The sequence below is a fragment of the Pseudomonas sp. RIT-562 genome (genome assembly GCF_026241895.1).
Classification (GTDB): domain Bacteria; phylum Pseudomonadota; class Gammaproteobacteria; order Pseudomonadales; family Pseudomonadaceae; genus Aquipseudomonas; species Aquipseudomonas mandelii_F.
This window is the reverse complement of sequence record NZ_JAPJIV010000022.1, coordinates 22087-46023: the sequence shown is the minus strand read 5'-3', so window position 1 is coordinate 46023 and position 23937 is coordinate 22087. Positions and strand designations below refer to the sequence as shown.

Sequence of the window (23937 nt, the reverse complement as noted above, 5' to 3'; positions counted from 1 at the left end):
ATGGATTTCGAATTCAGCGAAGACCAGCGCGCCATTGCGCAAATGGCCGACGGACTGTTTGTCGACCATTGCCATGACGACTACATGCGCCAATGGGACACCAGCGGCGAACCCATGATGGCGCCGCTGTGGGGCTTATGCATCGAGACCGGGCTGCATGCCCTGGCGATCCCCGAAGAATACGGCGGCAGCGGGCTCGGCATGACCGAGCTGATGCTGGTATTGCAGGCTCAAGGCAAAGCCCTGGCCCAGGTGCCGTTGTGGCGTCATCAACTGGCCGCGGCGACCCTGGCCCGTTTTGATCCCAGCGACCGTTCCGGCTGGGTCGCCAAGGCGGCATCCGGGGAGGCGTTGCTCAGCCTGTCCCTGGATGGCTTGAACAGCGCATTGGGCATTGAGCTGCTGGCGCAGCCAACGGCCGAAGGCTGGACGATCAGCGGCCGGGTGGCGGCGCTGGCCCTGGGTGATCAGTCCCGGGCCGCGCTGGTGCTGGTACAGGCCGAGGGCGTGCCGCGCCTATTGCTGCTCGACCTGTCGGCGCCCGAGGTTCAGCGCATATCGGCGGTGCTGACCCACGGCGAAGCCGTCAGCGATCTGCACATCGAAGGTTTGACCGTGGACGCTGCAGCGCTGTTGCCGCCCGAGGCGGTTGCCTGGCTGGAGTTGCGCAGCGTGGCCGCGTTGGCCGCGCTGCAATTGGGAGTCAGCGAAGAGCAGATCCGCCGCACGGTGATCTACGTCAGCGAGCGCAAGCAGTTCGAACGCAGCATCGGCAGTTTTCAGGCCGTACAAATGAGCATGGCCGACAACCATATCGCCGTCGAAGCCTTGCGCACGGCACTGTGGCAGCTGGTCTACCGCATCGATGCCGGGTTGCTGGCGCCCTGCGAAGCCTTGGCCACTGCCTGGCTTGCCTGTGAAGCGGGGCATCGCATCGGCCATCTCGCGCAACACGTGCATGGCGGTATCGGCGTCGACCTGACGTACCCGATCCACCGTTTTCTCTACTGGAGCCGTGGCCTCGGCCTTGCCTTGGGTGGTTCGGCGGCAAACCTGGAACGTCTGGGCGACTGGCTCAACGATAACGACAAGCTGGGATGGAAATATGACCTCGAAGAACACCAAGCGCTTTGACGACGTACGTCCCGGCGAAGCTCTGCCGGAACTGGCGGTGCCGATCACGGTGACCCTGATCAACGGCGGCGCGATTGCCACCCGTGACTACTTTCCCGGGCACCACGACGCAGAGGCTGCACGTGCCTTGGGTTCGCCCCATGTGTTCATGAACATCCTCACCACCAACGGGTTGGTGCAGCGATTCATCGAGCAATGGGCCGGGCCGCTGGCGCAGTTCACCGCGCTGAAAATCAAGCTCGGTGCGCCCAATTATCCCGGCGATTGCATGACCTTCAGTGGCAGCGTCACCGGCGTTGATGCGGACACTCGTTCGGTGGAAATCACCTTGAGCGGTAAAAATTCCATGGGCAACCACGTGACCGGTACGGTCGCGCTGGTCCTGCCCTGACAGCCGGAGAGACATAGATGACTGATTCATCGATTTCCGGGCGTGCCGCGATCGTTGGTCTGGGCGCGACCGAATTTTCCAAAAACTCCGGACGCACGGAATTGCGCCTGGCCCTGGAGGCCACCTTGAGCGCGCTCAAGGACGCCGGCATCGATCCGAGTGAGGTCGAGGGCTTCAGTTCGTACTCGGTCGACAAGGTTCCGGAATACGAAATTGCCCGCCTGCTCGGTTGCAAGGACGTGAAGTTTTTCTCGCAAGTGCCCCATGGCGGTGGCGCCGCCTGCGGGCCGGTGATGCACGCGGCCATGGCCGTGGCCACCGGGGTGGCCAAGGTTGTCGTGGTGTATCGGGCGATGAACGAACGCTCGTGGTATCGCTTCGGGACCGGCGCCTATGGCTTTGCCTCGACGCCGACCTTCGATAACGTCAACTACGGCTGGTACATGCCCCACGGTTTTCACACGCCGGCAGCCTGGGTTGGGATGTTCGCCCAGCGCTACATGCACACCTATGGCGCCACCAGTGAAGACTTCGGGCGGATCGCCGTGGCGGCGCGGGATTTTGCCGCGACCAACCCCCAGGCGTTTTTCCACGGCAAACCCATTACCCTCGAAGAGCACCAGGCCTCGCGCTGGATCTGCGAGCCTTTGCACTTGCTCGATTGCTGCCAGGAATCCGATGGCGCCGTCGCGCTGGTCATCACCTCGGCCGAGCGTGCGCGTGACTTGCGGCAAAAGCCGGTGACCATCAAGGCGGGCTCCCAGGGCATCAGCCATGGCCAGCAGAGCATGACGTCGTTCTACCGCGAAGACATCACCGGGCTACCGGAAATGGGCGTGGTCGCCCGCGAGCTCTATCGCCAGTCCGGCCTCGGTCCCGAGTCGTTCCAGACTGCGGTGATCTATGACCACTTCACCCCCTTCGTGCTGCCGCAGCTGGAGGAATTCGGCTTCGTCAAACGCGGCGAAGCCAAGGAATTCATCCGCGCGGGGCACCACGCCCGTGGCGGCAAACTGCCGATCAACACCCATGGCGGGCAACTGGGCGAAGCCTATATCCACGGCATGAACGGCATCGCCGAAGCGGTGCGCCAGGTCCGTGGTACGGCGGTCAACCAGGTGGCGGATGTAGAGAATGTGCTGGTCACCGCCGGTACTGGCGTACCCACCAGCGGCCTGATACTCGGCGCAGCCTAAGGAGCACCCCATGTTCGTTGACCTCACTCCCGAACAACATGCCCTGCGCCTCAAGGTGCGGGATTACTTCCAGGCCCTGATGACCCCGGACAAACGCGACGAGTTGCGCGGCAAGGAAGGCGGCGAGCTGTTTCGCCAGACTATCCGCCAGATGGGGCGTGACGGCTGGCTCGCGGTCGGCTGGCCCAAGGCCCATGGCGGTCAGGGTTATGCCGCCACCGAACAGTTGATCTTCTTCGAAGAGGCCAACATTGCCGGGGCACCGCTGCCGTTCGTGACCATCAGCACCGTTGGCCCGGCATTGATGACCCACGGCAGCGAGTTGCAGAAAGAGCGCTTCCTGCCGGGCATCGCCGCCGGCGAAATCATGTTCGCCATCGGCTACTCCGAACCCGGTGCCGGCAGCGACCTGGCGGTGCTGAAAACCAGCGCCCGCCAGGACGCCGAAGGCTTTGTGGTCAACGGCAACAAGCTGTGGACCTCGGGTGCCGAATCTGCCGACTTCATCTGGCTGGCAGCCCGCACCGACCCGAGCCAGGCACGGCACAAGGGCATATCAGTGATGATCGTCGACACCACGACGCCGGGCTTTTCCCACACGCTGATTCGCACCGTCGGCACCCCGACGGCGGCCACTTACTACGACAACGTGCGCGTGCCCAATGAAATGCTGGTGGGTGAGTTGCACGGTGGCTGGAAGCTGATCACCTCGCAGCTCAATCACGAGCGTCTTGGCCTGGGCACCTGGTCGGACAAGGTCGTGGCACTGTTTCGCCGGGTCTACCTATGGGCCCGGGCCCGCGATGAACAGGGCCGTCGGGCGATGGATAAAGCCTGGGTGCGCAGTGCCCTGGCCGAGTGTTATGCACGCCTTGAAACGATGCGCCTGATCAACATGCGCATCGCCGCCGACCTCGAGCTCGACCGCATGAGTGTCGCGCTGAGTTCGACTACCAAGGTCTATGGCTCGGAGTCGGCCATCGAGATCCTGCGCAAGCTGGCGGCAATCGTCGGCGCCAATGGATCGATGCGCAGTGGTTCGGCGGCGACGCTGTTGCAGGGAGACCTGGAGTACGAAGTGCGCTCGGCCACCACCCTGACCTTTGGCGGTGGCACCAATGAAATCCAGCGCGAGCTGATCGCCCAGTTTGGCCTCGGCATGCCGCGCACCCAGCGCTGACGTTCGTCCATCAAAAACAACAACGCACTCGCCCTGAATCCGGGGCGAGTCGAAGGGGACATTCATGAGCACTATCGAGCAATTCCGCCAGGACACCCGTGCCTGGCTGGAAGCTAATTGTCCGCCGTCAATGCGCACCGGCATGGCCGAAGGCGATGTGGTGTGGGGCAGCCAGCATCCGCAGTTTCCCTGTGAAGACGCACGCCTGTGGTTTGAACGCATGCGCGACAAGCGCTGGTTCTGCCCCGAGTGGCCTGAGGAATACGGCGGCGCCGGATTGAACGACCAACAGGTGGCCGTGCTGGAAAGCGAGATGCGCCGCATCAAGTGCCGGCCGCCGCAGATCAGCCTCGGCGCCTGGATGCTCGGGCCAGTATTGCTGGCCTACGGCAGCGAGCAACAGAAACGTGATCTGCTGCCGCCGATAGCCCGCGGTGAAGTGCGCTGGTGCCAGGGGTTCTCCGAGCCCAACGCGGGGTCCGACCTGGCCAGCCTGAAAATGGCCGCCCGCGATGCCGGCGATCACTTCGTGGTAGACGGCAGCAAGATCTGGACTTCCTACGGCGATAAATCCGATTGGATGTATGCCTTGGTTCGTACCGACTTCACTGCGTCGAAACACGAAGGCATCAGCCTGATTGTGCTGGACATGCGCAGCCCGGGGGTCACGCCGCAGCCGATCGACCTGATCAGCGGCAAATCAGCGTTCTGCCAGGTGTTTTTCGACGGCGTGAAAGTACCCAAGAGCCAGTTGATCGGGCCGTTGAACGGTGGTTGGAACCTGGCCAAGTACCTGCTGCAACACGAGCGCAAGGCGATGTCGAAATTTGGCGAATTCAGCCTGCCATCGCATGTCGATCTGCTCGGTCTGATGCGCGAGTACGTACCGGCGCCCCAGAGCCAGGGTGAACATGCATTGCACGCGCGGGCCGCCGCTTGCGCGATGAACGAACATGCCTACAACCTCACCGTGCAGCGCATGGGTGAAGAAGCGCGGGCCGGCGATGACATCAGTGGCCTGATGTCGATCATGAAGTATGTGCATACCGAACAGGAACGCGACAAGTTCGAAGTGCTGCTGGATGCCATGGCCGAGCGTGCCTTCGGCTGGCAGAGCGAGGCGTTCAGTGAACAGGAGCTGACAGTCTCCCGGTCCTGGCTGAACAGCTATGCGCTGACCATTTCCGGAGGGTCTTCGGAGGTACAGTTGAACGTCATCGCCAAGCGCGTGCTGGGCTTGCCCGACGCGAAAAAAGGAGTCAACCCATGAGCCTGCGTTATAGCGACGAACAGCGTTTGCTGACCGACAGCGCCCGGGATTTTCTGGCTGCGCGCAGCCCGGTCAGCGCCCAGCGTCGTCTGCGGGATGAGGCGGCGGCCCTGGGCTTCGAGCCGCAGGTGTGGCGTGACGCGGTGGAGTTGGGCTGGAGCGCCATTCCTTTCCCCGAAGACTTCGGTGGCCTGGATTTCGGCTGCCAGGGCCTCGGGCCGATCTTCGAAACCATGGGGCGTAACCTGTCGGCCATGCCGTTGTTGTCCAGCGTAGTGCTCGGCGGTTCGCTGCTGTACCTGGCGGGCAATCCGGCACAACGGGCGCACTGGCTGCAATCGATCATTACCGGTGAACAGCGCCTGGCGCTGGCGATAGACGAGCGTGCGCGTCACGATCCGAGTCGTATTGCGCTGCAGGCGGTGGCCTGTGGTACCGGGTATCGCCTGCACGGCGACAAGTTCTGTGTGGTCGATGGCCTCGGGGCGGACGCTTATGTAGTGGCGGCCCGCAGCTCCGGGCAACCGGGTGACACGCAAGGCATCAGCCTGTTTCTGCTGCCGGCTGGTACGCCGGGTTTGACGGTCAGCGCCTTGCCGCTGATTGATTCGCGCAATAGCGCCCGTTTGCAGCTGGATCAAGTGCAAGTGGGCGGCGAAGCATTGCTGGGCACCTTGGGTGATGGCTGGGCTGCACTTGAAACCGCGCTGGATCGTGGCCGCACCTGCCTGGCGGCAGAACTGCTGGGGATGGCCGAGCAACTGTTCGAGACCACGCTGGAATACCTCAAGACCCGAGTGCAGTTCGACACGCAGATTGGCACCTTCCAGGCCCTGCAGCATCGTGCCGCGAAACTCTACATCGACCTGGCGTTGAGTCGCAGTGCCCTGATGGCTGCGCTGGCGACCCTGGATGACGCCGGTCACGATGCCGCGGCCCGCGCTCGACTGGTCAGCCTGGCGAAATGGAAGGCCGGCGACACGGCAATCAAAGTGGCCAACGAGGCGGTGCAGATGCACGGCGGAATTGGGGTCACCGACGAACTGGATGTCGGCCTGTACCTCAAGCGTGTGCGTGTCGCACAGAGCTGCCTGGGAGACCGGGATTTCCATTGCGAGCGCTATTCGGCGAACGCGTAAAAGCATTGCTGCTGCCCTGTAGGACTGAGCCTGCTCGCGATGGCCCCGTGTCAGTCGACATCAATGTTGACTGACGCGCCGGCATCGCGAGCAGGCTCGCTCCTACACAGAGGCCGCTGAGCCAACGACACCGGTTGTCCTGGAGAAAACAATAATGAGCATTGAACGCTGGCAAACCGCGTGGCGCGATTTAATCGCCCCCGGTGCGCCGTTTGAAGTGGTGACGCCCGATGACGGCGGCCCGCGCTATTTCCGTCACGCCGCCCGCGACCTGCTGCAGGTGCTGGACGCCGGTCGTGTGCATGGCGACCGCGAGTTCCTGGTCTGGCAAACGCAGCGCCTGAGCTTCAATCAATACTACGAACAGGTTGACCGGCTCGCCGAGCAGATGGTCGCGCGTTGCGGCCTGCAGCCCGGCGAGCGGGTGGCGATCGCCATGCGCAACCAGCCTGCGTGGCTGGTAGCGTTTGCCGCGATCCTGCGCTGTGGCGCGGTGTGTGTGCCGCTCAACAGTTGGGGGTTGCGCGACGAGTTGCAATACGCGCTGCAGGACAGCGGTTCGCGTCTGCTGTTGTGTGACGAAGCGCGACTCGAAACCTTGCGTGAAGACCTCGCTCGTGAGCAGCATCCGACGATCGTCGTCGGCAGCCAGGCCGCCCCGTTGCCCGAGTACTGCCTGCGTTACGAAGACTTGATCGGCGCCCCGGCCACGCCGTTGGCGGCTGTGGCAATCGACCCGGACGTACCGGCATTGATTCTCTACACCTCGGGCACCACCAGTCGCGCCAAGGGGGCCGTATCGTCCCACCGGGCCATCTGCCAGGCATTGTTTGCCCTGGAGTTCCAGGGCGCGTTTTGCGCCATGAGTTCACCGGAACGCATCGCTGGGGTGATCAACAGCGGCTTTGCGCCGACCACCCTGGCCGCTGTTCCGCTGTTCCATGTCAGCGGCTTGCATGCGCAATTCCTGTCGGCGTTGCGCGGGGGGCGGCGGTTGCTGCTGATGTACAAGTGGAACGTCGAACAGGCGATCGATCTGATTCGTGACGAGCGTTGCACCCAGTTCAACGGCGCCCCGGTCATGATGCAGCAATTACTCGCCTCGCCGCGGTTTGCCACGGCGCAGACCGCCAGTCTGTCCGGCCTCGGGTTGGGCGGCGGAGCGTCGTCTGCGGGGGTGCTCGACACCATGCTCAGGCTCAAACCCGAGGCCATCGGCGGCGTCGGTTACGGCCTGACCGAAAGCAACGGCATCGGTGCTGCCCAGGGCGGTGATCAGTTCGCGTACAAGCCCGCGACCTGCGGATGGGCGCTGCCGATTGTCGATATCCGCATCGGTGACAGCCCCGAGCAGCCGCAACCTGCGGGCACTCGCGGGTCGATCTGGCTGCGTTCGCCAACCCTGATGAACGCTTACTGGAATCTGCCCGAGGCGAGCGCGCAAACCTTGCGCGACGGTTGGCTCGAGACGGGCGATATCGGCTACCTCGACGATGAAGGTTTCCTCAGCATCACTGGCCGGATCAAGGAGCTGATCAACCGCGGCGGCGAGAAAATTTCCGCCGCTGAAATCGAAACCTGCGTGCTCGACATGCCCGGTGTGCTGGAAGCGGCAGCGTTCGCCATTGCCGATCCGCTGCTGGGTGAGGTGGTGGGGCTGGCGGTGCATGGCCAGGCTGCGTCGCTGCCGCAGGAGGCGCAAGTCTGCGCGTTCATCGCCGAGCGCCTGGCCGGCTACAAAGTGCCGGCACGGGTTTATCGCTCACTCGAACCGCTGCCACGCAACGCTACCGGCAAGGTGCTCAAGGCACAGCTGCAGGAAAAATTGGGCGCATGAACGCCGGGTAGTCTTTCCGGACGATGTCGGGGCCGGCAGAACACGAACAATGGGTCCATACCACACAGCCTTATCAGCGTAGGAGGCATTACATGAAAATAACAAGAACAGGTCTCATGCTCGCGGTCGCAGTCACAGCCAATAGTGGGCTGATGGGTTATGCGTACGCGGCAGTGTCACCTCAGGAAGCCGCCAAACTGGGCAAGGAGCTGACCTGCGTCGGCGCCGAGCAGGCCGGCAACGCCGCGGGCACCATTCCGCCGTACACCGGCAAATACCTGGGTGAAGTCCCAGGCTGGAATCATGTGAAGTTTTCCGGCGACCAGCCGGTGGACCCATACGCTGCCGAGAAACCGATACTGGTCATCACCGCAGCCAACATGAGCCAGTACGAGTCGCACCTGACCGAAGGCCAGAAAGCGCTGCTGAAGAAGTACCCCAGCACCTACAAGATGAACATCTACCCAGGACATCGGGATTTCCGTTATCCGGATTATGTGTGTCGCCGTGCGATGGACAACGCCCTGAACGCCAAGCTGGTGAACGACGGAGCGGGTTTCACTGGTCTGGGCCAGGTGCCGTTTCCAATTCCCAAGAACGGCATGGAGCTGCTGTGGAACCACCAACAGCCGGCGCGTGCCTACACCGAGGAAAAGACCTCCGACCTGGCCTCGGTCCTGCCCAACGGCAGCATTGGCTGGGGACGTGCCTACGCGCGTAACCTGGCGATGGCCAACTCACCCACCGTCGATGCCCGCACGGAAGACAAAATCGCTGCAATGAGCAACAACATGACGCTCAAACCGGCCCGTGACAACGGCACGCTGAGCATTTCCCATGAACCCTACAACTTCGTGACTGACGCGCGCCAGGCCTGGTCCTACAGCCCGTCGACCCGGCGCGTGCGGCAACTTCCGGGCTATGGCTACGATCAACCGATGATCGGCACCAACGGCACCATGACCGTTGATGAGGACCGCTTGTTCAACGGATCGCCGGAACGTTTCAGCTGGAAACTCGTTGGCAAGCGCGAGATCTACAGCCCGGCCAATGCCTTCAAGCCCAACAGTGCGAGCATCAAGTATGCCGACATGCTGACGCCCAACCATCCCAATCCTGATCTGATGCGCTATGAGCTGCGCCGTGTCTGGGTACTCGAAGCGGATCTCAAGGAAGGCTATCGCCATGTGTATGGCAAGCGCGTGCTGTTCCTCGATGAAGACACCTGGAACGCGGTCATGTCCGACAACTACGATGCCCGTGGGCAGCTGTGGAAACACGCCATGGTCAACTACTACTACCACCCGGACATGAGCGGCTGGCAGGCCGGTTCGCAGTTCTTCATGGACTTGAACTCCGGTCAGTACACCGGCTACGGCATGACCAACGAATCGAAGAAAGGTCCGATTCTCAACGAAGGCAAATTCACCCCCGACCAGTACACCGCAGATGCGGCGCGGGCCATCGGGCGGTAAGCCCCAGAGCAGGGTGTACGAAAAAAGCCGCGTTCATACGCGGCTTTTTTACGTCAATTGTTTGGGCATGGCAGGTAACCCGAGGCGCCCGGCTTGCCGGCGATGGTGATCTTGTGGATGTCATCGCTGGCAAGCCAGGCTCCTACAGGTGATGCGGGTGTATGCGGGAGTTGGGCTCGACACAAATCCGTAGGCGCCCGGCTTGCCGGCGATGGTGATCTTGTGGATGTCATCGCTGGCAAGCCAGGCTCCTACAGGTGATTCGGGTGTATGCGGGATTTTGGTTCGACACAAATCCGTAGGAGCCCGGCTTGCCGGCGATGGCGGTCTTGCGGGTGTCATCGCTGGCAAGCCAGGCTCCTACAGGTGATCCGGGTGTATGCGGGAGTTGGGCTCGACACAAATCCGTAGGAGCCCGGCTTGCCGGCGATGGCGATCTTGTGGATGTCATCGCTGGCAAGCCAGGCTCCTACAGGCGATCCGGGTGTACGCGGGATTTGGGCTCGACACAAGTCCGTAGGAGCCCGGCTTGCCGGCGATGGCGGTCTTGCGGACGCCATCGCTGGCAAGCCAGGCTCCTACGGGTGATGCGGGTGTACGCGGAATTGGGTTCGACACAAATCCGTAGGAGCCCGGCTTGCCGGCGATGGCGATCGTGCGGACGCCATCGCTGGCAAGCCAGGCTCCTACGGTTGATGCGGGTGTACGCGGAGTTGGGTTCGACACAAATCCGTAGGAGCCCGGCTTGCCGGCGATGGCGATCTTGTGGATGTCATCGCTGGCAAGCCAGGCTCCTACTGTTGATCGGGGTGTATGCGGGATTTTGGTTCGACACAATCCGTAGGAGCCCGGCTTGCCGGCGATGGCGGTCTTGTGGACGCCATCGCTGGCAAGCCAGGCTCCTACAGGTGATCCGGGTGTACGCGGACTAACGGCTCGACACAAACCCGTAGGAGCCCGGCTTGCCGGCGATGGCGGCCAAGAGATCGCCATCGCCAGAAAGCCGGGCTCCTGCAGTTCAGGCCGTTACAGGTCGGGTCGGTTCGGCAAGCGGGGCGGGGTTGTTGATTTGTTGGCGATAACGCGGCAATGCGAAGGTCAGAAACACACAGGCCAGTACCAGCATCGACACCGACGAAGCCAAGGCATAACGCAAGGATTCACTGCCCAGGGTCGGCACGAAGAAATCGCTGATCACTCCGACAAACAGTGGCCCGATACCGACGCCGAGCAGGGTCATGGACATGACAAAAATCGCCGTAGCCTGGGCCAGTCGCGTAGCCGGGAACAGGTGGGTAATCGCGCTCAGGCACGGTGTTGCCCACCACACGCCAAAGAACGCGAACGCACTGTAGAACAGAAACGCCTGCGGCACGGCGATGCTGCCGATATGGAATGCCGTGCCCTGGGGCCAGAGGAAATAGGTGAGGGCGAAGGGGATGCTGATCAGCGTGCCCAACAGAGGGACGCCAATTTGCCAGCCAACATCACGTCGCGCCATGCGGTCGGTGAGCATGCCGCATATCAAAGTGCCGATGGTTGCACCGCCGCCACCGACCACGCCCACCAGGAACCCGGCCTCTTGCATATTGAGGCCGTGGGAGCGGATCAGGAAACTTGGGCTCCAGGTGCCGATGGCGTACCCGGCAATCGCCGCCACACCGCCGGTCAGCACCAGCCAGACGAACGAGGGCATGCGAAACAGCTCGACGAGCGTCTTCAGCCAGCCATCCTGCAGCAGCGCGACGCTGCTCAGCGGCACCACCGGTTTAGGTGTACGCACAGTCAACAGCAGAACCAGCCCGAGTAAAATTCCCGGTGCACCAATCAGCAGGAAGGCGAAGCGCCAGCCGTGATGCTGGGCGATCCAGCCGCCCAGGCCGAGGCCGACAATCGCGCCCAGACTGGAACCGAGCATCAGCACCGACAGGGCGGTGGAGCGGCGGTTCGCCGGGTACAGGTCCGAGACCATGGCCACCGACGGCGCCGTGCCGCCGGCCTCACCGACGGCAACGCCAATACGCGCCAGCACCAGGGTCAGGAAATTACCCGCCATGCCGCACAGCATGGTCATCAAGCTCCAGGCAATGCAGCTGAACGCGATGACCGGCTTGCGTCCGATGCGATCCGACAGGCGCCCCAGCGGGAAGCCGAACACGGTGTAGAACACCGCGAAGGTCACCCCCGACAGCAAGCCGATCTGCGTATCCGAAATGCCGAATTCGAGCTTCACCGGCTCGATCAGAATCGCCATCAACTGTCGGTCGATGTAGTTGAAGACATAGATCGTGGCGAGCATGAACAGCGCGTAGTGCGTTCGCCATGTGACGGGGGTGGATTGGTTCACTGCGGGTGCTCCCGGTTTTGTTCTGGTTGTCTTGATGCTCGGCCCATGACGGCTTTTTCTCATCGTCCGTTCAGACCATTTTCCGCTTGCCGCAAGGCCCAGGCGCACGATAGCTGACCTAGTCCTGTCGGACGATGTTTCGCTCGCCTCCAACGTCAATCATTGCGCCCATATTCGCTGGCGCACCAGCACTTGCCCAAGCAATGGCAAGCCTGCGACAGCCCGAAAACAATAAGAAGCTGAGGAAATCAAATGAGCGTCTTGTTCGAGCCGGTCGCCCTGGGCGAGCTGCAGTTGGCCAACCGTATTGTCATGGCGCCCATGACCCGCAGCCGCGCCCTCGTCGATGCGATACCCGGCAGCGATATGGTCGAGTACTACCGCCAGCGCGCCGGTGCCGGGTTGATCGTCGCCGAAGGCACCGCACCGTCCGCCAGCGGCCTGGGCTATTGCCGCACGCCAGCGATCTACAGTGCCGAACAAATGGCGGGCTGGCAGCGGGTGACCGAGGCGGTGCACGCCGAGGGCGGGCGCATCGTGCTGCAACTGATGCATGTCGGCCGCGCCGCCAGCCTGCACAACAAACCAGCCGGCGCGGCCACCGTCGCACCTTCGCCATTGCGCGCTCGCACCCAGGTGTTCAGCGACAGCCATGGCCTGGTGGACACCGACGAGCCACAAGCGCTGACCTTGCAAGGCATCAGCGACGTCATCGAAGAGTATCGCCAGGCCGCACTGAATGCGCGCCAGGCCGGGTTTGATGGCGTCGAGCTGCACTGCACCAGCGGTTATCTGCCGATGCAATTCATGGCGACCGGCAGCAACTTGCGCAGCGATGCCTACGGCGGCGATGTGACCGGGCGGGTGCGTTTCGCCAGGGAAACGATCGAGGCGATGGCCAGCGCCATCGGCGCCGGTCGAGTGGGTTTTCGTCTGTGTCCCGGCAACCCCTACAACGACATCGAAGACCACGACCCGGCGGCCACCGCCGCGGCGTTGTGCGAAGCCGTGGCGCCCTTGTCCCTGGCCTACCTGCACATCATGCGCTCGCCCCTGGAGGGGCTCGATGCCTTTGCCCTGGCGCGCCGGCACAGCCCTCATGCGTTGATCCTCAACGATGGTTTCGACGGCCCATCGGCCAGTGCCGCTCTCGCGTCGGGCGAGGGGGCTGCCGTGTCGTTTGGCCGTCACTTTATTGCCAACCCTGATCTGGTGGAGCGCTTGAGGCGTGGCCTGGCGCTGAGTCGCTTTGATCGCAAGACACTTTATACGCCGGGTGCCAGCGGCTACTCGGACTATCCCGCCTATCAGACGAGTGCCCAGGAGGTGGCGCAATGAACCTTAACGATTTGCCGAATATCCTGCCATCGCAGCCAGTCCCTCGGGAACAGACCCAGGCGCTGCTCGACCTGCGTTCCGTCGCCGTCGGCAAGATCAAGCCGCGTGACCTCTACACCATGGCCGACCGCCTGGAACACCAGGCGCGTGAGCAAGGCGAGCGCCCGTTCCTGATCTACGGCGAGCAGACCCTGAGCTACGCCGAAGTCGATGCCCGAGCCAATCAGATGGCCCACACGCTTTACGCCAATGGCCTGCGTGCCGGCGATGTGTGTGCCCTGGCCATGGAAAATCGCCCCGAGTTTTTCTGTGCCTGGTTCGGCCTGGTCAAGCTCGGGGTGGTGGTGGCGTTTATCAACAACCAGGTCCACGGTCGCCCGCTGCTGCATGCATTGCAAACCACCGACGCCAAGGCGTTGCTCATCGGCGAAGAATGCCTGGCCAATGTACAGGCTACTGACGGCTTCCCGAACCTGCCGTGCTGGCTGATCCGCGATGCGGAAAATCCCTGGATCGGGCCGCTGCCCAAAGGCATCGATGGACATTTCGATACGCGCCTGGAGAAGGCCCCGCGCACGCCGTTCCCCCGGGATATCCGCGCGCACATCGATGCCCAGACCACCACACTGCTGATTTTTACCTCGGGCACCACCGGTTTGCCCAAGGCGGCGCGCTACAGCCATATGCGCTGGATGTCCTCGGGCGATGCCATGGAAGTCACCCTGCCGGCCACTCGCGATGATGTGTTTTATTGCTGCCTGCCGCTGTACCACGGCGCGGCGGCTACCTCGGTCACGTCTACTGCGCTGAAGGCCGGTGCCGCCATCGTGGTTCGGCGCAAGTTCAGTGTGCGCGAATTCTGGAAAGACGTGGCGCGCCACCAGATCACGATCTTCCAGTACATCGGCGAGATCTGCCGCTACCTGCTCAACCAGCCAGTGCGTCAAGGCGAACGGGAGCACAGCTTGCGCTGCATGCTCGGCGCCGGGTTGTCAGCCGATTCCTGGCAACGCTGGCTGGACCGCTTCGGCCCGATCCAGGTGTTCGAGGGCTGGGGAGCCACTGAAGCCAACGCCGCAATCATCAACGTCGACAACTATCTCGGTTCCTGCGGGCGGGTGCCGGACTGGAACAAGACCAATGTGCGGCTGGTGCGCTACGACGTTGAAAACGACTGCCATCCTCGGGACGAAAACGGTTTTTACCAGGTTTGCGAAGTCGGTGAGGTCGGCGAGGTCATGGGCTTTATCGTCGACCATCCAGACATCGGCGGCGGGCGTTTCGAGGGCTACACCTCGGCTGAAGCCACCGAGAGCAAAATCCGCCGCAATGTGTTCCGCGACGGCGATGCCTACTGGAGCTCCGGTGATCTGCTGCGAGTCGACGCCGACGGCTACTGCTACTTCATTGATCGTATCGGCGATACCTATCGCTGGAAGAGCGAGAACGTTTCGACCCTGGAAGTCGCCAACGCGCTGGGCGATCTGCCAGGGCTTGAACTGATCAACATCTATGGCGTGCAGGTCCCGGGCCATGAAGGCCGCGCCGGTATGGCCGCTGTCCTGATGCAGGAGGGCCGGGCGTTCGATCCCCAGGCGCTGTTCGCGCTGACCGAACAACGCTTGCCACGCTATGCCGCTCCGGTGTTCGTGCGGGTGACCCAGGCGGCGGACCTGACCGCCAGCTACAAGCTGCGCAAGGTCGATCTGCAGCGTCAGGGCTACTGCCCGGATCGGTGCAGCGATCCGCTGTTCATCCGCGATGAACAGGCTGGCACCTATTTGCCCTATTCGGCGCAGGTGCTGGCGCGAGTCGGCCTCGCACCTTTTGAAGTGAGCCAGCCATGACCGATCTCGATGCCAACGGTCACGAACTGCGCAGCGGCCTGCGTTATCCCTGGCCGCAGGCGCCGGATCCGGGGCAGGTTCGCGAAGTGGCACCGGGCGTGTGGTGGCTGCGCATGCCGCTGCCGTTTCGCCTGGATCACATCAACCTGTACCTGCTGCGTCACACCGATGGCTGGGTCGTGGTCGACACGGGCATGAATACCGAACAGACCCGGGAAGTCTGGGATCGGGTGTTGAGTGAAGTGTGCGGTGGCTTGCCGCTGGTGGCGGTGGTGTGCACCCACTTTCACTCCGACCATGCTGGAGTGGCCGCCTGGCTTTCCGAGCGTTTCCAGTGCCCGGTGTACATGACCGCCAGTGAGTTCCAGTCGCTGCACGTCAAGTTCCCCGCCGGTCAGCCACCGGGCTGGGACTTTCTCGATTTCTACCGCAAAGCTGGCGTGGCTGACGACCAAAGCGCCGAGATGTTCGCGGTGATGAGCAATGCGCATTTCCTGCCGGCGCCACTGAATCATTTCCGCCGGTTAGAGGAAGGCAGCCTGCTGGAGATCGGTGGTCGTACCTGGCAGGTGGTGATCGGCCGGGGTCACTCGCCGGAGCATGCCTGCCTGTATGCCGCCGATGACGGTTTGCTGATCTCCGGCGACCAGGTGTTGCCACGCATCACTTCAACCGTCGGCGTGCATGCCACCGAACCCTTGGCCAATCCGCTGGGTGAATGGCTCGATTCCATCGAACACCTGCGCTCATTGCCGGACAGCGTACTGGTTCTGCCGGCGCATGAGCGCCCGTTTTTCAATCTGCATCAGCGTCTTGACCAGCTGGAAGCTCACCACAAGCAGCATCTGGCGCTGATGCTGGCCAGCTGTCACGAGCCGTGCACCGTGCTCGAACTGATGTCGGTGTTGTTCCCCAGGTTGTCGGGTCGTTTCGACGAATTGATGGCGCTGGGCGAGACGTTGGCCCACGCCAACTACCTCGTGGCCCAGGGGTCGCTGGTGCGGGAAGAGGGCCGGGGGCGATATCGCTACCGGTGCGCTGTAAGGGGAGCGTGCGCGGTGACTGCGCTCAAGGTGTTTTGAGCGGGCGACACGGCGGCAGTGTTGAACATTCCAGGCAGCCAACCGGTTGCCCTTCAGGAGAGTCAGTGTGATCAACAAAAACAACAATAACTCTACGGTCATGGCTTCGGGCACGTTTCAGGTCAGCAGCCTGGCGGCGGCGATAGCACTGGTGTCTACACCGGTATGGGCTGGTGAAACCTTCGAGTTCGACAACGGCGCGACCATCGACTGGTCAGTGACCACCAGCTACGGCATCGGCATGCGCACCGGCAGTCAGAGCGATCGCTTGCTGACGGTCAACGCCGACGATGCCAACCGCAACTTCGATCGTGGCAGCCTGACCACCAACCGCGTGGGCGCCTTGGCGGAGATGATTCTGCGCAAGGACAACTACGGCGCCGTGGTGCGTGGCAGTACTTTCTACGACGATGTCTATCACCGCAAGAACGACAACGATTCGCCCGCCACCGTCAACAAGTCCGGTAGCAACGACGAGTTCACCAGTGACACCCGTTACTACAGTGGTGGTCGCAGCAAACTGCTGGATGCCTATGTGTTCAGCGGCTGGCGCTTCGACAACGACACCATGCTGGACGTCAAGGCCGGGCGGCACATCGAATCCTGGGGCGAGAGTCTGTTCTACCCGGGTGTGAACGGCGTCCAAAACCCCTCTGACGCGGTAAAAGCCTCGCAGCCGGGTGTCGAGGTCAAGGAAATACTCTTGCCGGTGGGCCAGTTCTCCGGCTCGTTCCGCCTCAATCCCCAGCTGACCTTCGGTGCATACGTGCAATACGAATGGAAGGGCACTGAACTGCCGCCGGTGGGCAGCTACCTGTCGGGCAGCGACGTGGTCGGGCCTGGGCGCGAGTTCATCTACGCCAACGGTCAACGGGTTGCCTACCGCGGCACCGACGAGCCGCGCGATGGTGGCCAGTGGGGCGTGCAGGTGCGCTACCGCCCGGTACCGGCGATCGAAATGTCACTGTTCCACGTCAACTACCACGACAAGAACCCGGCCACCGCCCTGGTGGGCTACGACCCGCTGCCAGTGGGTGGCGGCCTCAACGCCTTCACCATGAATGGTTACCGGATCAAGTACTTCGAAGACATCAAACTCACCGGCATCAGTGCCACGACCAAGATTGGCGACACCCAGGTCGGCGCCGAGTGGTCGTACCGCGATGGTGCGCCGGTGATGGTCAACACCGGGCTTGGCGCCGTGCCGGCCAAGGGCAAGGGCCAGCAAATGCAATTGTCGGCGATGCGAATCCTGGGGGACCGGCCCTGGGCCAGCCAGACTACGCTGACGGCCGAAGTCATCCGCGTGCAGGTCGACAGCGTCGAAGCCACTTCGGCCGCGCCGAACCTGCAAGGTTTGAACCTGTTGCCCTCCGTGGCACCTCTAGTGGGCTCTTCCGATGACTACACCTACAGCACCGCCGCAGGCTATCGCACCAAATCCTCCAGCGCCTACACCGTGGGCGCATCGTTCAGTTATCCGGGAGTTTTCCAAGGCTGGGATCTGGAAGTGCCCTTCAGTTTCTCCAACGTCTTCAGCGGGTCGACGCCCATGGCCGGCAGCATCTCCGGAGTCGCGGGCGACCGACGCCTGAGCATGGGCACTACGTTCAAGTACCTGGGCAACCTGGAAGTGGGCTTGAAATACATCGCCTACCTGGGTGAAGCGGACCCGATCAATCGGCCGTTCGCCGACCGCGACTACGCCACGTTCTCGATGAAATACACCTTCTGATCAACCACTCGAGATCCGGGCGCCTTCCCGTGCCCGGACTTTCAACACCACTGGAATCGGCCGCAGCGTGACGCTGGGGCATGGAGGCATTATGGGGCTCAAAGGGCATGCGGCCATTGTTGGCACCGCACAATACAAACCGGAAAAGTACGCCACAGCGCCCAAGATGTTCCATCTTGAGCAAGTCGCCGACCTCGCGGCCCAGGCCCTGCGTGACGCCGGGCTCAAGGCCTCGGACCTCGACGGGCTGGTGATCAACGGCCCGCACTTTCACGAAGCGTCGGTGTTCGTACCGGCGATGGCCGCCGAGTATCTGGGGCTGCGCCTGAACTTCGCCGAAGTGGTGGACCTGGGCGGGTGCACCTCGGTGGGCATGGTCTGGCGTGCTGCTGCGGCCATCGAACTGGGCCTGTGCCAGGCGGTGCTGTGCGTGATCCCCGCGCGCATGGCGCCTTTGGGGCCCGACGAGGACCCCGGCTGGATGGCCCGGTCCATGCGTTTCGGTGGGCACAGCACGGCATTCGGCGCACCTGAAGCCGAGTTCGACCTGCCTTACGGACACATGGGCCAGAACACCGGCTACGCGATGATCGCCCAGCGTTATGCCGCCCAGTACGACTATGACCAGCGAGCGATGGCCAAGATCGCCGTCGATCAGCGCACCAACGCCCTGGCCAACCCGCAAGCCATGTTCTACGGCCAACCGTTGACCATCGAACAGGTCCTGGCGAGCAAAATGGTCGCCGACCCGTTGCACGTCCTCGAGATCGTCATGCCGGTCGCCGGTGGCGCGGCGATGATCATTACCAACAAGGAAGTGGCCGCGCGCTCGCGCAAGCGTCCGGCGTTCATCACCGGGTTCGGCGAGCACCTGGCATTCAAGTCGCCGTCCTATGCCCAAGACATGCTGAACACGCCCATCGGCCCTGCGTCCCAACGGGCGTTTGGCATGGCCGGGCTTAAACCTGCGGACGTCCACGCGGCGCAAATCTACGACTGCTACACCATCACGACGTTGCTGACCCTGGAAGATGCCGGTTTCTGTGGCAAGGGCGAGGGCATGGCGTTCGTGCGCGAACACGACCTGACCTGGCGTGGTGATTTCCCGATGAACACTCATGGCGGGCAACTCAGCTTTGGCCAGTCGGCTTCGGCCGGTGGCATGAGCCAGGTGATCGAGGCGGTGACGCAGATTGCCGGCGAGGCCGGTGAGCGGCAACTGGGGCTGTGTGACAACGTCTATGTCTCCGGTACCGGCGGCGTCATGAGCGAGCAGGGCGCATTGATACTTCAGGGAGCATAAGCACATGTCCAACAACAAACCGATGCCGGTCGCCACGCAGATTTCCGCGCCATTCTGGGAAGGCCTGAAGGCTAGGCGCCTGCTGATCCAGCAATGCAACGCGTGCGCGCAGTGGAATTTCTACCCGCGCCGGCATTGCCCGGCCTGCCTTGAACACGACCTGGCGTGGCGCGAAGTCGACGGTAGCGCGACGCTCTACAGCTACACGGTGACGCGCATTGCGACCTTGCCCGATTTCATCGATGAGATGCCGCAGAAGCTGGCGGTGGTCGAGCTGGCGCAGGGTGTGCGTATCAACACCAATCTGGTTGGCCTGGACGAGGATGAAATCGCCATCGGCATGCCGCTCAAACCGGTGTTCGCCGAAGTGGACGCCAAGGGTAATCGCCTGTTGCGCTTCACCGGGGTGGACAAGGACGCGGCCCGCTTTGAGGCGCTGCCGACCCTGGACAGCGAACCGGCGCCCGCTGCGTCCGGCTCAGTGCCTGTGCGGCAGATTGACCTCAATGACGGACCGGCCTTGCAAGCGTTGGTCGGCGAGGAATACAGCGGCTGGAGCAACGTGGTGGTGGTCGACCAGGCGCTGATCGATGCCTTTGCCCTGTTGTCGGGTGACGATTACTGGATTCATACCGACCCTGAGCGGGCGCGCCTGCAAAGTCCTTTCGGCGGCACCATCGCCCACGGAGCATTGGTGCAGGTGCTGCAGTCGCGGATGAAGCTGGACCTGGGTTATGAGATCAGCGGTTTCACCACCCAGATCAACTACGGCTCCGATCGCCTGCGCTTCCCGGCGCCAGTGCCGGCGGGGTCGCGTATTCATTCGCGAGCCCGGGTGAAAAAGGTCGAGATCATGCCCCGAGGGACCCAGTTGACCCTGGAGCTCAACACCCATGTGGTGGGGCAGGATCGGCCGTCGGTGATCAATGATCTGGTGATTCTCTATATCGCTTGATGGTTGACGGGGTGGCTTGATGGGAGGAGGGACGCACCTCCTGCTCCCTCAGCACCGTTTGTTCAAATGGAGGGCCGTTGTGCCTTCCACATCGACCAATACACCGGCCAAGGTGATGGTGCCATCGTGGTTCATAACCAATTTGCTCGCACCCACCTCCAGGATGATGGAAGTCGCTGCCTGGATTTTCACTGCGCTTTTATCGACAGTGACGGAATATGCTCCCTCTTCCACGGCAATGCTGGTGTCGTGCTTGATGGTTTCCGAATGCCTGCCGCCGACGGTGATCTGGCGGCTACCTGCGACACTGAGGGTTTCGTCTGCCTCAACCTCGGTGTCCATGTTGCGCTCGGCGTGGACGATCACTTGCTCGGCACCGGCCTTGTCTTCGAAGCGCAAAAAGTTCGCGTGACTGCCTCGGCCTTTCATTGATCGGGTCAGGAAGCCACTCTGCGTCTTGTTCGCCGGCAGCGCCCACGGAGGGTTGTTCTCGCTGTTGTAGAGGCTGCCCATGATCAACGGGCGGTCGGGATTGCCGTCGAGGAAAACCACCACCACTTCATCGCCAACTCTGGGAATGAGGATGCTGCCAAAACCGCCGCTGGCTCCGGATTGGGCGACGCGCACCCAGCACGAACTCTTGTCGTTGAAATCGCCATAACGGTCCCAGTGAAACTGCACTTTTACCCGGCCGAGTTCATCGGTGTAGATTTCCTCACCTGGCGGACCAACGACGATGGCGGTCTGCGGGCCAGTGATGGTGGGTATCAGTGTCTCCAGCTGGGGACGGAATTTGATTTTCTTGCGCACGCAATAAAACGTGTTTGCGTAACCCGCCTGGTTTGCGGTGAGATAATTATTGCTGCCTGCGTGTTCAATGCTCATGAGCAGAAACTGGCGGTCGTCTGTAGAGCCGCCGTCATGCTCGTAGTGCTGAGTAAGTTCGAACGTAAAACCCGGGCGCATCGCTCTGCAGTTACTCTGGCCGCGAAACTCCTTGCCCTTGAGCTCTAGCGCCTCTATCCGGTTTCTTACCAGGACCTCGCCATCGTCGTAGGTGCCATGAGTGTACTGGCCCATGAAGTCGTTAATTTCGTAGATAGGCACATCGCCTTGCTGATTGAGGCTTTTCATACTGACCGGAAGCCGGTTTGCCGGCTGACGATAATCGAAGGTCTGAACCGAAATACTGCTCGACTGCAATTCCCGCGCGGCGCTCCAGTGTGTGATCGAGTCGGCGGTTTCAGTCACTGAAGCACGGTGGAAGCGCACTTGGGGCTGTTCTGGCAATGAGGGCAGCAGGGTCGAGTCATCCATGATGATCATCGTGTGACTCTCAGCGCAGTGCTCGAAGTAGAAGAACAGCCCCTCGCTTTCCAGAAGCCGCATGACAAATTGGCGATCACTTTCACGATAGCGGGTGATGTAGCTGTGCTTTTTCAGCAGGCGATCGACACGGAACTTGAATCTAGCCACCGCTGAATGTCGGCTGAACACTTCGGACACGACTTCTTCAATCGTTTGATCCTGGTAAATCCGCGAGTCGTACCGCTGCTCCAGCAAGCTGAACCACGAACCGAGCACCGCCGAATAGCGACAGATCCCGCCGTCACTGCCATTGTTGGCAAAGCGCAGCACATGCCCACTGATGAATCGACTGGAACCGTCAGCCAATTCGATTTCGATGGTGGCTGACTGGCCCATGGCTGTTTTTAGTTTGATACCGGCGTCTTCGGACAGGAGCTCCAGTTGATATCCGAAGTCTGCGGATAACCGCTCTTGCCCAACGAACGACTCAAGGAGTAATTCATGACCTCTTTTGAAGTTTAACGATAGTTTGAACAGGCGGCGGTGTTGAGGGTTAAATAGGGGTGAGATATCAACTGGCATGAACAAGTCCTTTTTGTTTTTGTATAGGTGGTTTCTAAGCGATGCTCAGGCCGAGGGTTGTTTGTGCTGGGAGGCGATCCATTTGAACAGCCGACCAAGCCACCATTGGCTACGAGCCTCTCGAATCTCGTCGATTTGCATAAATGTGAAAGGAGTGGGCATAGCACGCTCTAAATTATGCAGGGTGCGAAGACCTCGGATGACATGACGCCCCATGAACAGAATGTAAATTGAAATTGCCGTGCATCCACAAACTATAATTAAACCAGACGCATAATCACTTGCCACATTCAACAATACACTGCCTAAGAAGGTCGAGATGCCCCCTGCCAAACCCCCATTGTAGCTGCTATGTCGCGACAACTTACCCTTCACTGTGACTCTGTTTCCGATAACCTCAAATGGAAAAGATGACGATTTACTGAAGAAGATGACGGCTAGAACTACACAAGCCAAGGTGAAAGGAGCTACCCATAAAGCGCTTCCACGTGACCAGATGGTTTCAAAAGAGGATGATATCCAGTAATGCATTGCACTGCTTGCCATGTATGAAAAGACAAGTGCGATAGGCAATGTGTAAGAAGTTAGGAATAAGACATATCGTTCGCAAACATATGTAATATATACTGTCCAGATCAGGTGTAAACACACAAAGGCCAAATAAAAAAACCAAAAGCCACGCAAATTCCACGGCCCAAAAAATCCGAAAAATGCGACTCCAAAAAAAATAATCCAACAATTCTTTCGCATGGTCTTTACGTCGATCATAATCCAAACTCTTTTACGATATGATTTCCGACTGCCCGATCAGCACCTTTATGTTGTATTAGATACTGAAGTCCAGCTCCTGCAATGAGACCTACGCCCAAGACTAAAACTAACGGAGCAGTACCAAAACCTGCTACAACGCATACAAAGGTGAAGGATGCGCTAGCCAATGCTCCCCCGACTAACGCTGCTACATTAGTCGGCTGACTGTACGCAGACTTCTTGAAGAACTCCCCCATCGTCGATGAACTGCTGTAGTCAAAATACGCCTGCGGCCCAACAGCTAACACAGACCCGACTGTCCCCCCGGTCATCAACTTGAGCCCACGCGACGCACCATTCGCATGCAGCATCGCCCTGCTATCTAGTACACCCTTTGTCCCGAATGCCGGGATATGCGCAAACTGCTGCCCCACCTGACCTAACACCCTGTAACTCTGCGCTTGAGCTGTAACAGGCACTTCAAAATGCAGCTGCCCTGCAACACGAATCAATTTGACCCTGCCCCTGAACGCTTTTTTCGCCGATTGGGAACTCGCACTACCTCGCGAATTAGCCCACTGCACCAGCTTCTTCTTGTCAGCGGCTGAGAGATCCAGCAGATCAACCAGAGCCTTGGATTGAGCTGCTGCGGCGATGATGGTACCGATGGCGAGCAAAGTGCCGGGCAAACTGGTGGGCGAAAACAGGAGCGGGCCGATCTGCGGAATGGCTTCTGCCATCTGCTGTAGTTTCTTGAACGCTTCGACCGGGATGTTCGGCGCAGCACGCAGGCGCTTGAGCAAGGTGCACAGCAAGTGAACCGATTCCTGCGCCTCGACCGAGGTCATCTCTGCGTCGGGGGCAGACAGTTCGTAAGCCAGGAACATCGCGGCGTTGTAGTCGCTGGTTGCGTAGTAACCGGCAAAATTTTCCATGATGGGAAACGAGCGCGAGGCGATCTCGCTGGGGAAGGGCAGGGTGCCGGTTCCGAGCAATCCAGGTTGCCTGCGCAACCCGCGGGGATTGGCGGCGGTGCAGGGCCATATTTTTCCGTCCATGGGATTTCTC

Annotated in this window: 18 protein-coding genes; 14 read left to right on the top strand and 4 right to left on the bottom strand. The window is 61.3% G+C overall.

What is annotated here, in order from left to right; genetic code table 11:
• From ORL50_RS22800 to ORL50_RS22765, 8 genes are all read left to right on the top strand, one after another.
• Complete coding sequence (locus ORL50_RS22800) at window positions 1-1134, top strand: acyl-CoA dehydrogenase family protein (RefSeq protein WP_266018229.1); 1134 nt, start codon at window positions 1-3, stop codon at window positions 1132-1134.
• Window positions 1106-1525, top strand: coding sequence for a MaoC family dehydratase (locus tag ORL50_RS22795; protein ID WP_266018228.1), 420 nt, complete (start codon window positions 1106-1108; stop codon window positions 1523-1525). The genes ORL50_RS22800 and ORL50_RS22795 overlap by 29 nt, the downstream gene beginning before the upstream one ends.
• Window positions 1526-1542: 17 nt before the next feature.
• Window positions 1543-2721: a lipid-transfer protein gene (locus tag ORL50_RS22790; RefSeq protein ID WP_150710522.1), complete on the top strand. Its 1179-nt coding sequence runs from the start codon at window positions 1543-1545 to the stop codon at window positions 2719-2721.
• A 10-nt stretch (window positions 2722-2731) separates the two neighbouring features.
• Entirely contained in the window at window positions 2732-3901 is a 1170-nt protein-coding gene (locus tag ORL50_RS22785) for an acyl-CoA dehydrogenase family protein (protein WP_266018226.1), read from the top strand.
• Between the two features lie 64 nt (window positions 3902-3965).
• Window positions 3966-5171: an acyl-CoA dehydrogenase family protein gene (locus tag ORL50_RS22780; protein ID WP_266018225.1), complete on the top strand. Its 1206-nt coding sequence runs from the start codon at window positions 3966-3968 to the stop codon at window positions 5169-5171.
• Complete coding sequence (locus ORL50_RS22775) at window positions 5168-6310, top strand: acyl-CoA dehydrogenase family protein (RefSeq protein ID WP_266018224.1); 1143 nt, start codon at window positions 5168-5170, stop codon at window positions 6308-6310. The genes ORL50_RS22780 and ORL50_RS22775 overlap by 4 nt, the downstream gene beginning before the upstream one ends.
• 154 nt (window positions 6311-6464) lie before the next feature.
• Window positions 6465-8147 carry a class I adenylate-forming enzyme family protein gene (locus ORL50_RS22770; protein WP_266018223.1) on the top strand — a complete coding sequence of 561 codons (1683 nt, stop codon included), beginning with the start codon at window positions 6465-6467 and terminating at the stop codon, window positions 8145-8147.
• 92 nt (window positions 8148-8239) lie between these two features.
• Window positions 8240-9622 carry a DUF1329 domain-containing protein gene (locus tag ORL50_RS22765; protein ID WP_266018222.1) on the top strand — a complete coding sequence of 461 codons (1383 nt, stop codon included), beginning with the start codon at window positions 8240-8242 and terminating at the stop codon, window positions 9620-9622.
• A 1018-nt stretch (window positions 9623-10640) separates the two neighbouring features.
• On the opposite strand, the gene ORL50_RS22760 is transcribed toward ORL50_RS22765, so the two are convergent.
• Window positions 10641-11969 carry a spinster family MFS transporter gene (locus ORL50_RS22760; protein ID WP_266018221.1) on the bottom strand — a complete coding sequence of 443 codons (1329 nt, stop codon included), beginning with the start codon at window positions 11967-11969 and terminating at the stop codon, window positions 10641-10643.
• A 252-nt stretch (window positions 11970-12221) separates the two neighbouring features.
• On the opposite strand from ORL50_RS22760, the gene ORL50_RS22755 reads away from it, so the two are divergent.
• From ORL50_RS22755 to ORL50_RS22730, 6 genes are all read left to right on the top strand, one after another.
• Window positions 12222-13307 carry an alkene reductase gene (locus tag ORL50_RS22755; protein WP_266018220.1) on the top strand — a complete coding sequence of 362 codons (1086 nt, stop codon included), beginning with the start codon at window positions 12222-12224 and terminating at the stop codon, window positions 13305-13307.
• Window positions 13304-15154, top strand: coding sequence for a long-chain-acyl-CoA synthetase (locus ORL50_RS22750; protein ID WP_266018219.1), 1851 nt, complete (start codon window positions 13304-13306; stop codon window positions 15152-15154). The genes ORL50_RS22755 and ORL50_RS22750 overlap by 4 nt, the downstream gene beginning before the upstream one ends.
• Window positions 15151-16236 carry an MBL fold metallo-hydrolase gene (locus tag ORL50_RS22745; protein ID WP_266018218.1) on the top strand — a complete coding sequence of 362 codons (1086 nt, stop codon included), beginning with the start codon at window positions 15151-15153 and terminating at the stop codon, window positions 16234-16236. The genes ORL50_RS22750 and ORL50_RS22745 overlap by 4 nt, the downstream gene beginning before the upstream one ends.
• Before the next feature lie 67 nt (window positions 16237-16303).
• Window positions 16304-17971, top strand: a complete 1668-nt coding sequence (locus ORL50_RS22740) for a DUF1302 domain-containing protein (protein WP_266018217.1) — start codon at window positions 16304-16306, stop codon at window positions 17969-17971.
• Between the two features lie 91 nt (window positions 17972-18062).
• Window positions 18063-19274, top strand: coding sequence for a thiolase family protein (locus ORL50_RS22735; protein ID WP_266018216.1), 1212 nt, complete (start codon window positions 18063-18065; stop codon window positions 19272-19274).
• A gap of 4 nt (window positions 19275-19278) precedes the next feature.
• Window positions 19279-20229 carry a bifunctional OB-fold nucleic acid binding domain-containing protein/MaoC family dehydratase gene (locus ORL50_RS22730; protein ID WP_266018215.1) on the top strand — a complete coding sequence of 317 codons (951 nt, stop codon included), beginning with the start codon at window positions 19279-19281 and terminating at the stop codon, window positions 20227-20229.
• Between the two features lie 48 nt (window positions 20230-20277).
• On the opposite strand, the gene ORL50_RS22725 is transcribed toward ORL50_RS22730, so the two are convergent.
• The 3 genes from ORL50_RS22725 to ORL50_RS22715 are packed head-to-tail and all read right to left on the bottom strand — an operon-like array spanning window position 20278 to window position 23927.
• Entirely contained in the window at window positions 20278-22119 is a 1842-nt protein-coding gene (locus ORL50_RS22725; protein WP_266018214.1) for a type VI secretion system Vgr family protein, read from the bottom strand.
• 45 nt (window positions 22120-22164) lie between these two features.
• Entirely contained in the window at window positions 22165-22887 is a 723-nt protein-coding gene (locus ORL50_RS22720) for a hypothetical protein (RefSeq protein ID WP_266018213.1), read from the bottom strand.
• Window positions 22884-23927: a hypothetical protein gene (locus tag ORL50_RS22715; RefSeq protein ID WP_266018212.1), complete on the bottom strand. Its 1044-nt coding sequence runs from the start codon at window positions 23925-23927 to the stop codon at window positions 22884-22886. Before ORL50_RS22715 ends, ORL50_RS22720 begins: the two co-directional genes overlap by 4 nt.
• Window positions 23928-23937 lie beyond the last annotated feature (10 nt).

Bases quoted from the DNA above. Each gene is read 5' to 3' on its own strand.
- ORL50_RS22800 (WP_266018229.1), top strand. From the start codon at position 1: ATGGATTTCGAATTCAGCGAAGACCAGCGCGCCATTGCGCAAATGGCC.
- ORL50_RS22795 (WP_266018228.1), top strand. From the start codon at position 1,106: ATGACCTCGAAGAACACCAAGCGCTTTGACGACGTACGTCCCGGCGAA.
- ORL50_RS22790 (WP_150710522.1), top strand. From the start codon at position 1,543: ATGACTGATTCATCGATTTCCGGGCGTGCCGCGATCGTTGGTCTGGGC.
- ORL50_RS22785 (WP_266018226.1), top strand. From the start codon at position 2,732: ATGTTCGTTGACCTCACTCCCGAACAACATGCCCTGCGCCTCAAGGTG.
- ORL50_RS22780 (WP_266018225.1), top strand. From the start codon at position 3,966: ATGAGCACTATCGAGCAATTCCGCCAGGACACCCGTGCCTGGCTGGAA.
- ORL50_RS22775 (WP_266018224.1), top strand. From the start codon at position 5,168: ATGAGCCTGCGTTATAGCGACGAACAGCGTTTGCTGACCGACAGCGCC.
- ORL50_RS22770 (WP_266018223.1), top strand. From the start codon at position 6,465: ATGAGCATTGAACGCTGGCAAACCGCGTGGCGCGATTTAATCGCCCCC.
- ORL50_RS22765 (WP_266018222.1), top strand. From the start codon at position 8,240: ATGAAAATAACAAGAACAGGTCTCATGCTCGCGGTCGCAGTCACAGCC.
- ORL50_RS22755 (WP_266018220.1), top strand. From the start codon at position 12,222: ATGAGCGTCTTGTTCGAGCCGGTCGCCCTGGGCGAGCTGCAGTTGGCC.
- ORL50_RS22750 (WP_266018219.1), top strand. From the start codon at position 13,304: ATGAACCTTAACGATTTGCCGAATATCCTGCCATCGCAGCCAGTCCCT.
- ORL50_RS22745 (WP_266018218.1), top strand. From the start codon at position 15,151: ATGACCGATCTCGATGCCAACGGTCACGAACTGCGCAGCGGCCTGCGT.
- ORL50_RS22735 (WP_266018216.1), top strand. From the start codon at position 18,063: ATGGGGCTCAAAGGGCATGCGGCCATTGTTGGCACCGCACAATACAAA.
- ORL50_RS22730 (WP_266018215.1), top strand. From the start codon at position 19,279: ATGTCCAACAACAAACCGATGCCGGTCGCCACGCAGATTTCCGCGCCA.
- ORL50_RS22725 (WP_266018214.1), bottom strand. From the start codon at position 22,119: ATGCCAGTTGATATCTCACCCCTATTTAACCCTCAACACCGCCGCCTG.
- ORL50_RS22720 (WP_266018213.1), bottom strand. From the start codon at position 22,887: ATGATCGACGTAAAGACCATGCGAAAGAATTGTTGGATTATTTTTTTT.
- ORL50_RS22715 (WP_266018212.1), bottom strand. From the start codon at position 23,927: ATGGACGGAAAAATATGGCCCTGCACCGCCGCCAATCCCCGCGGGTTG.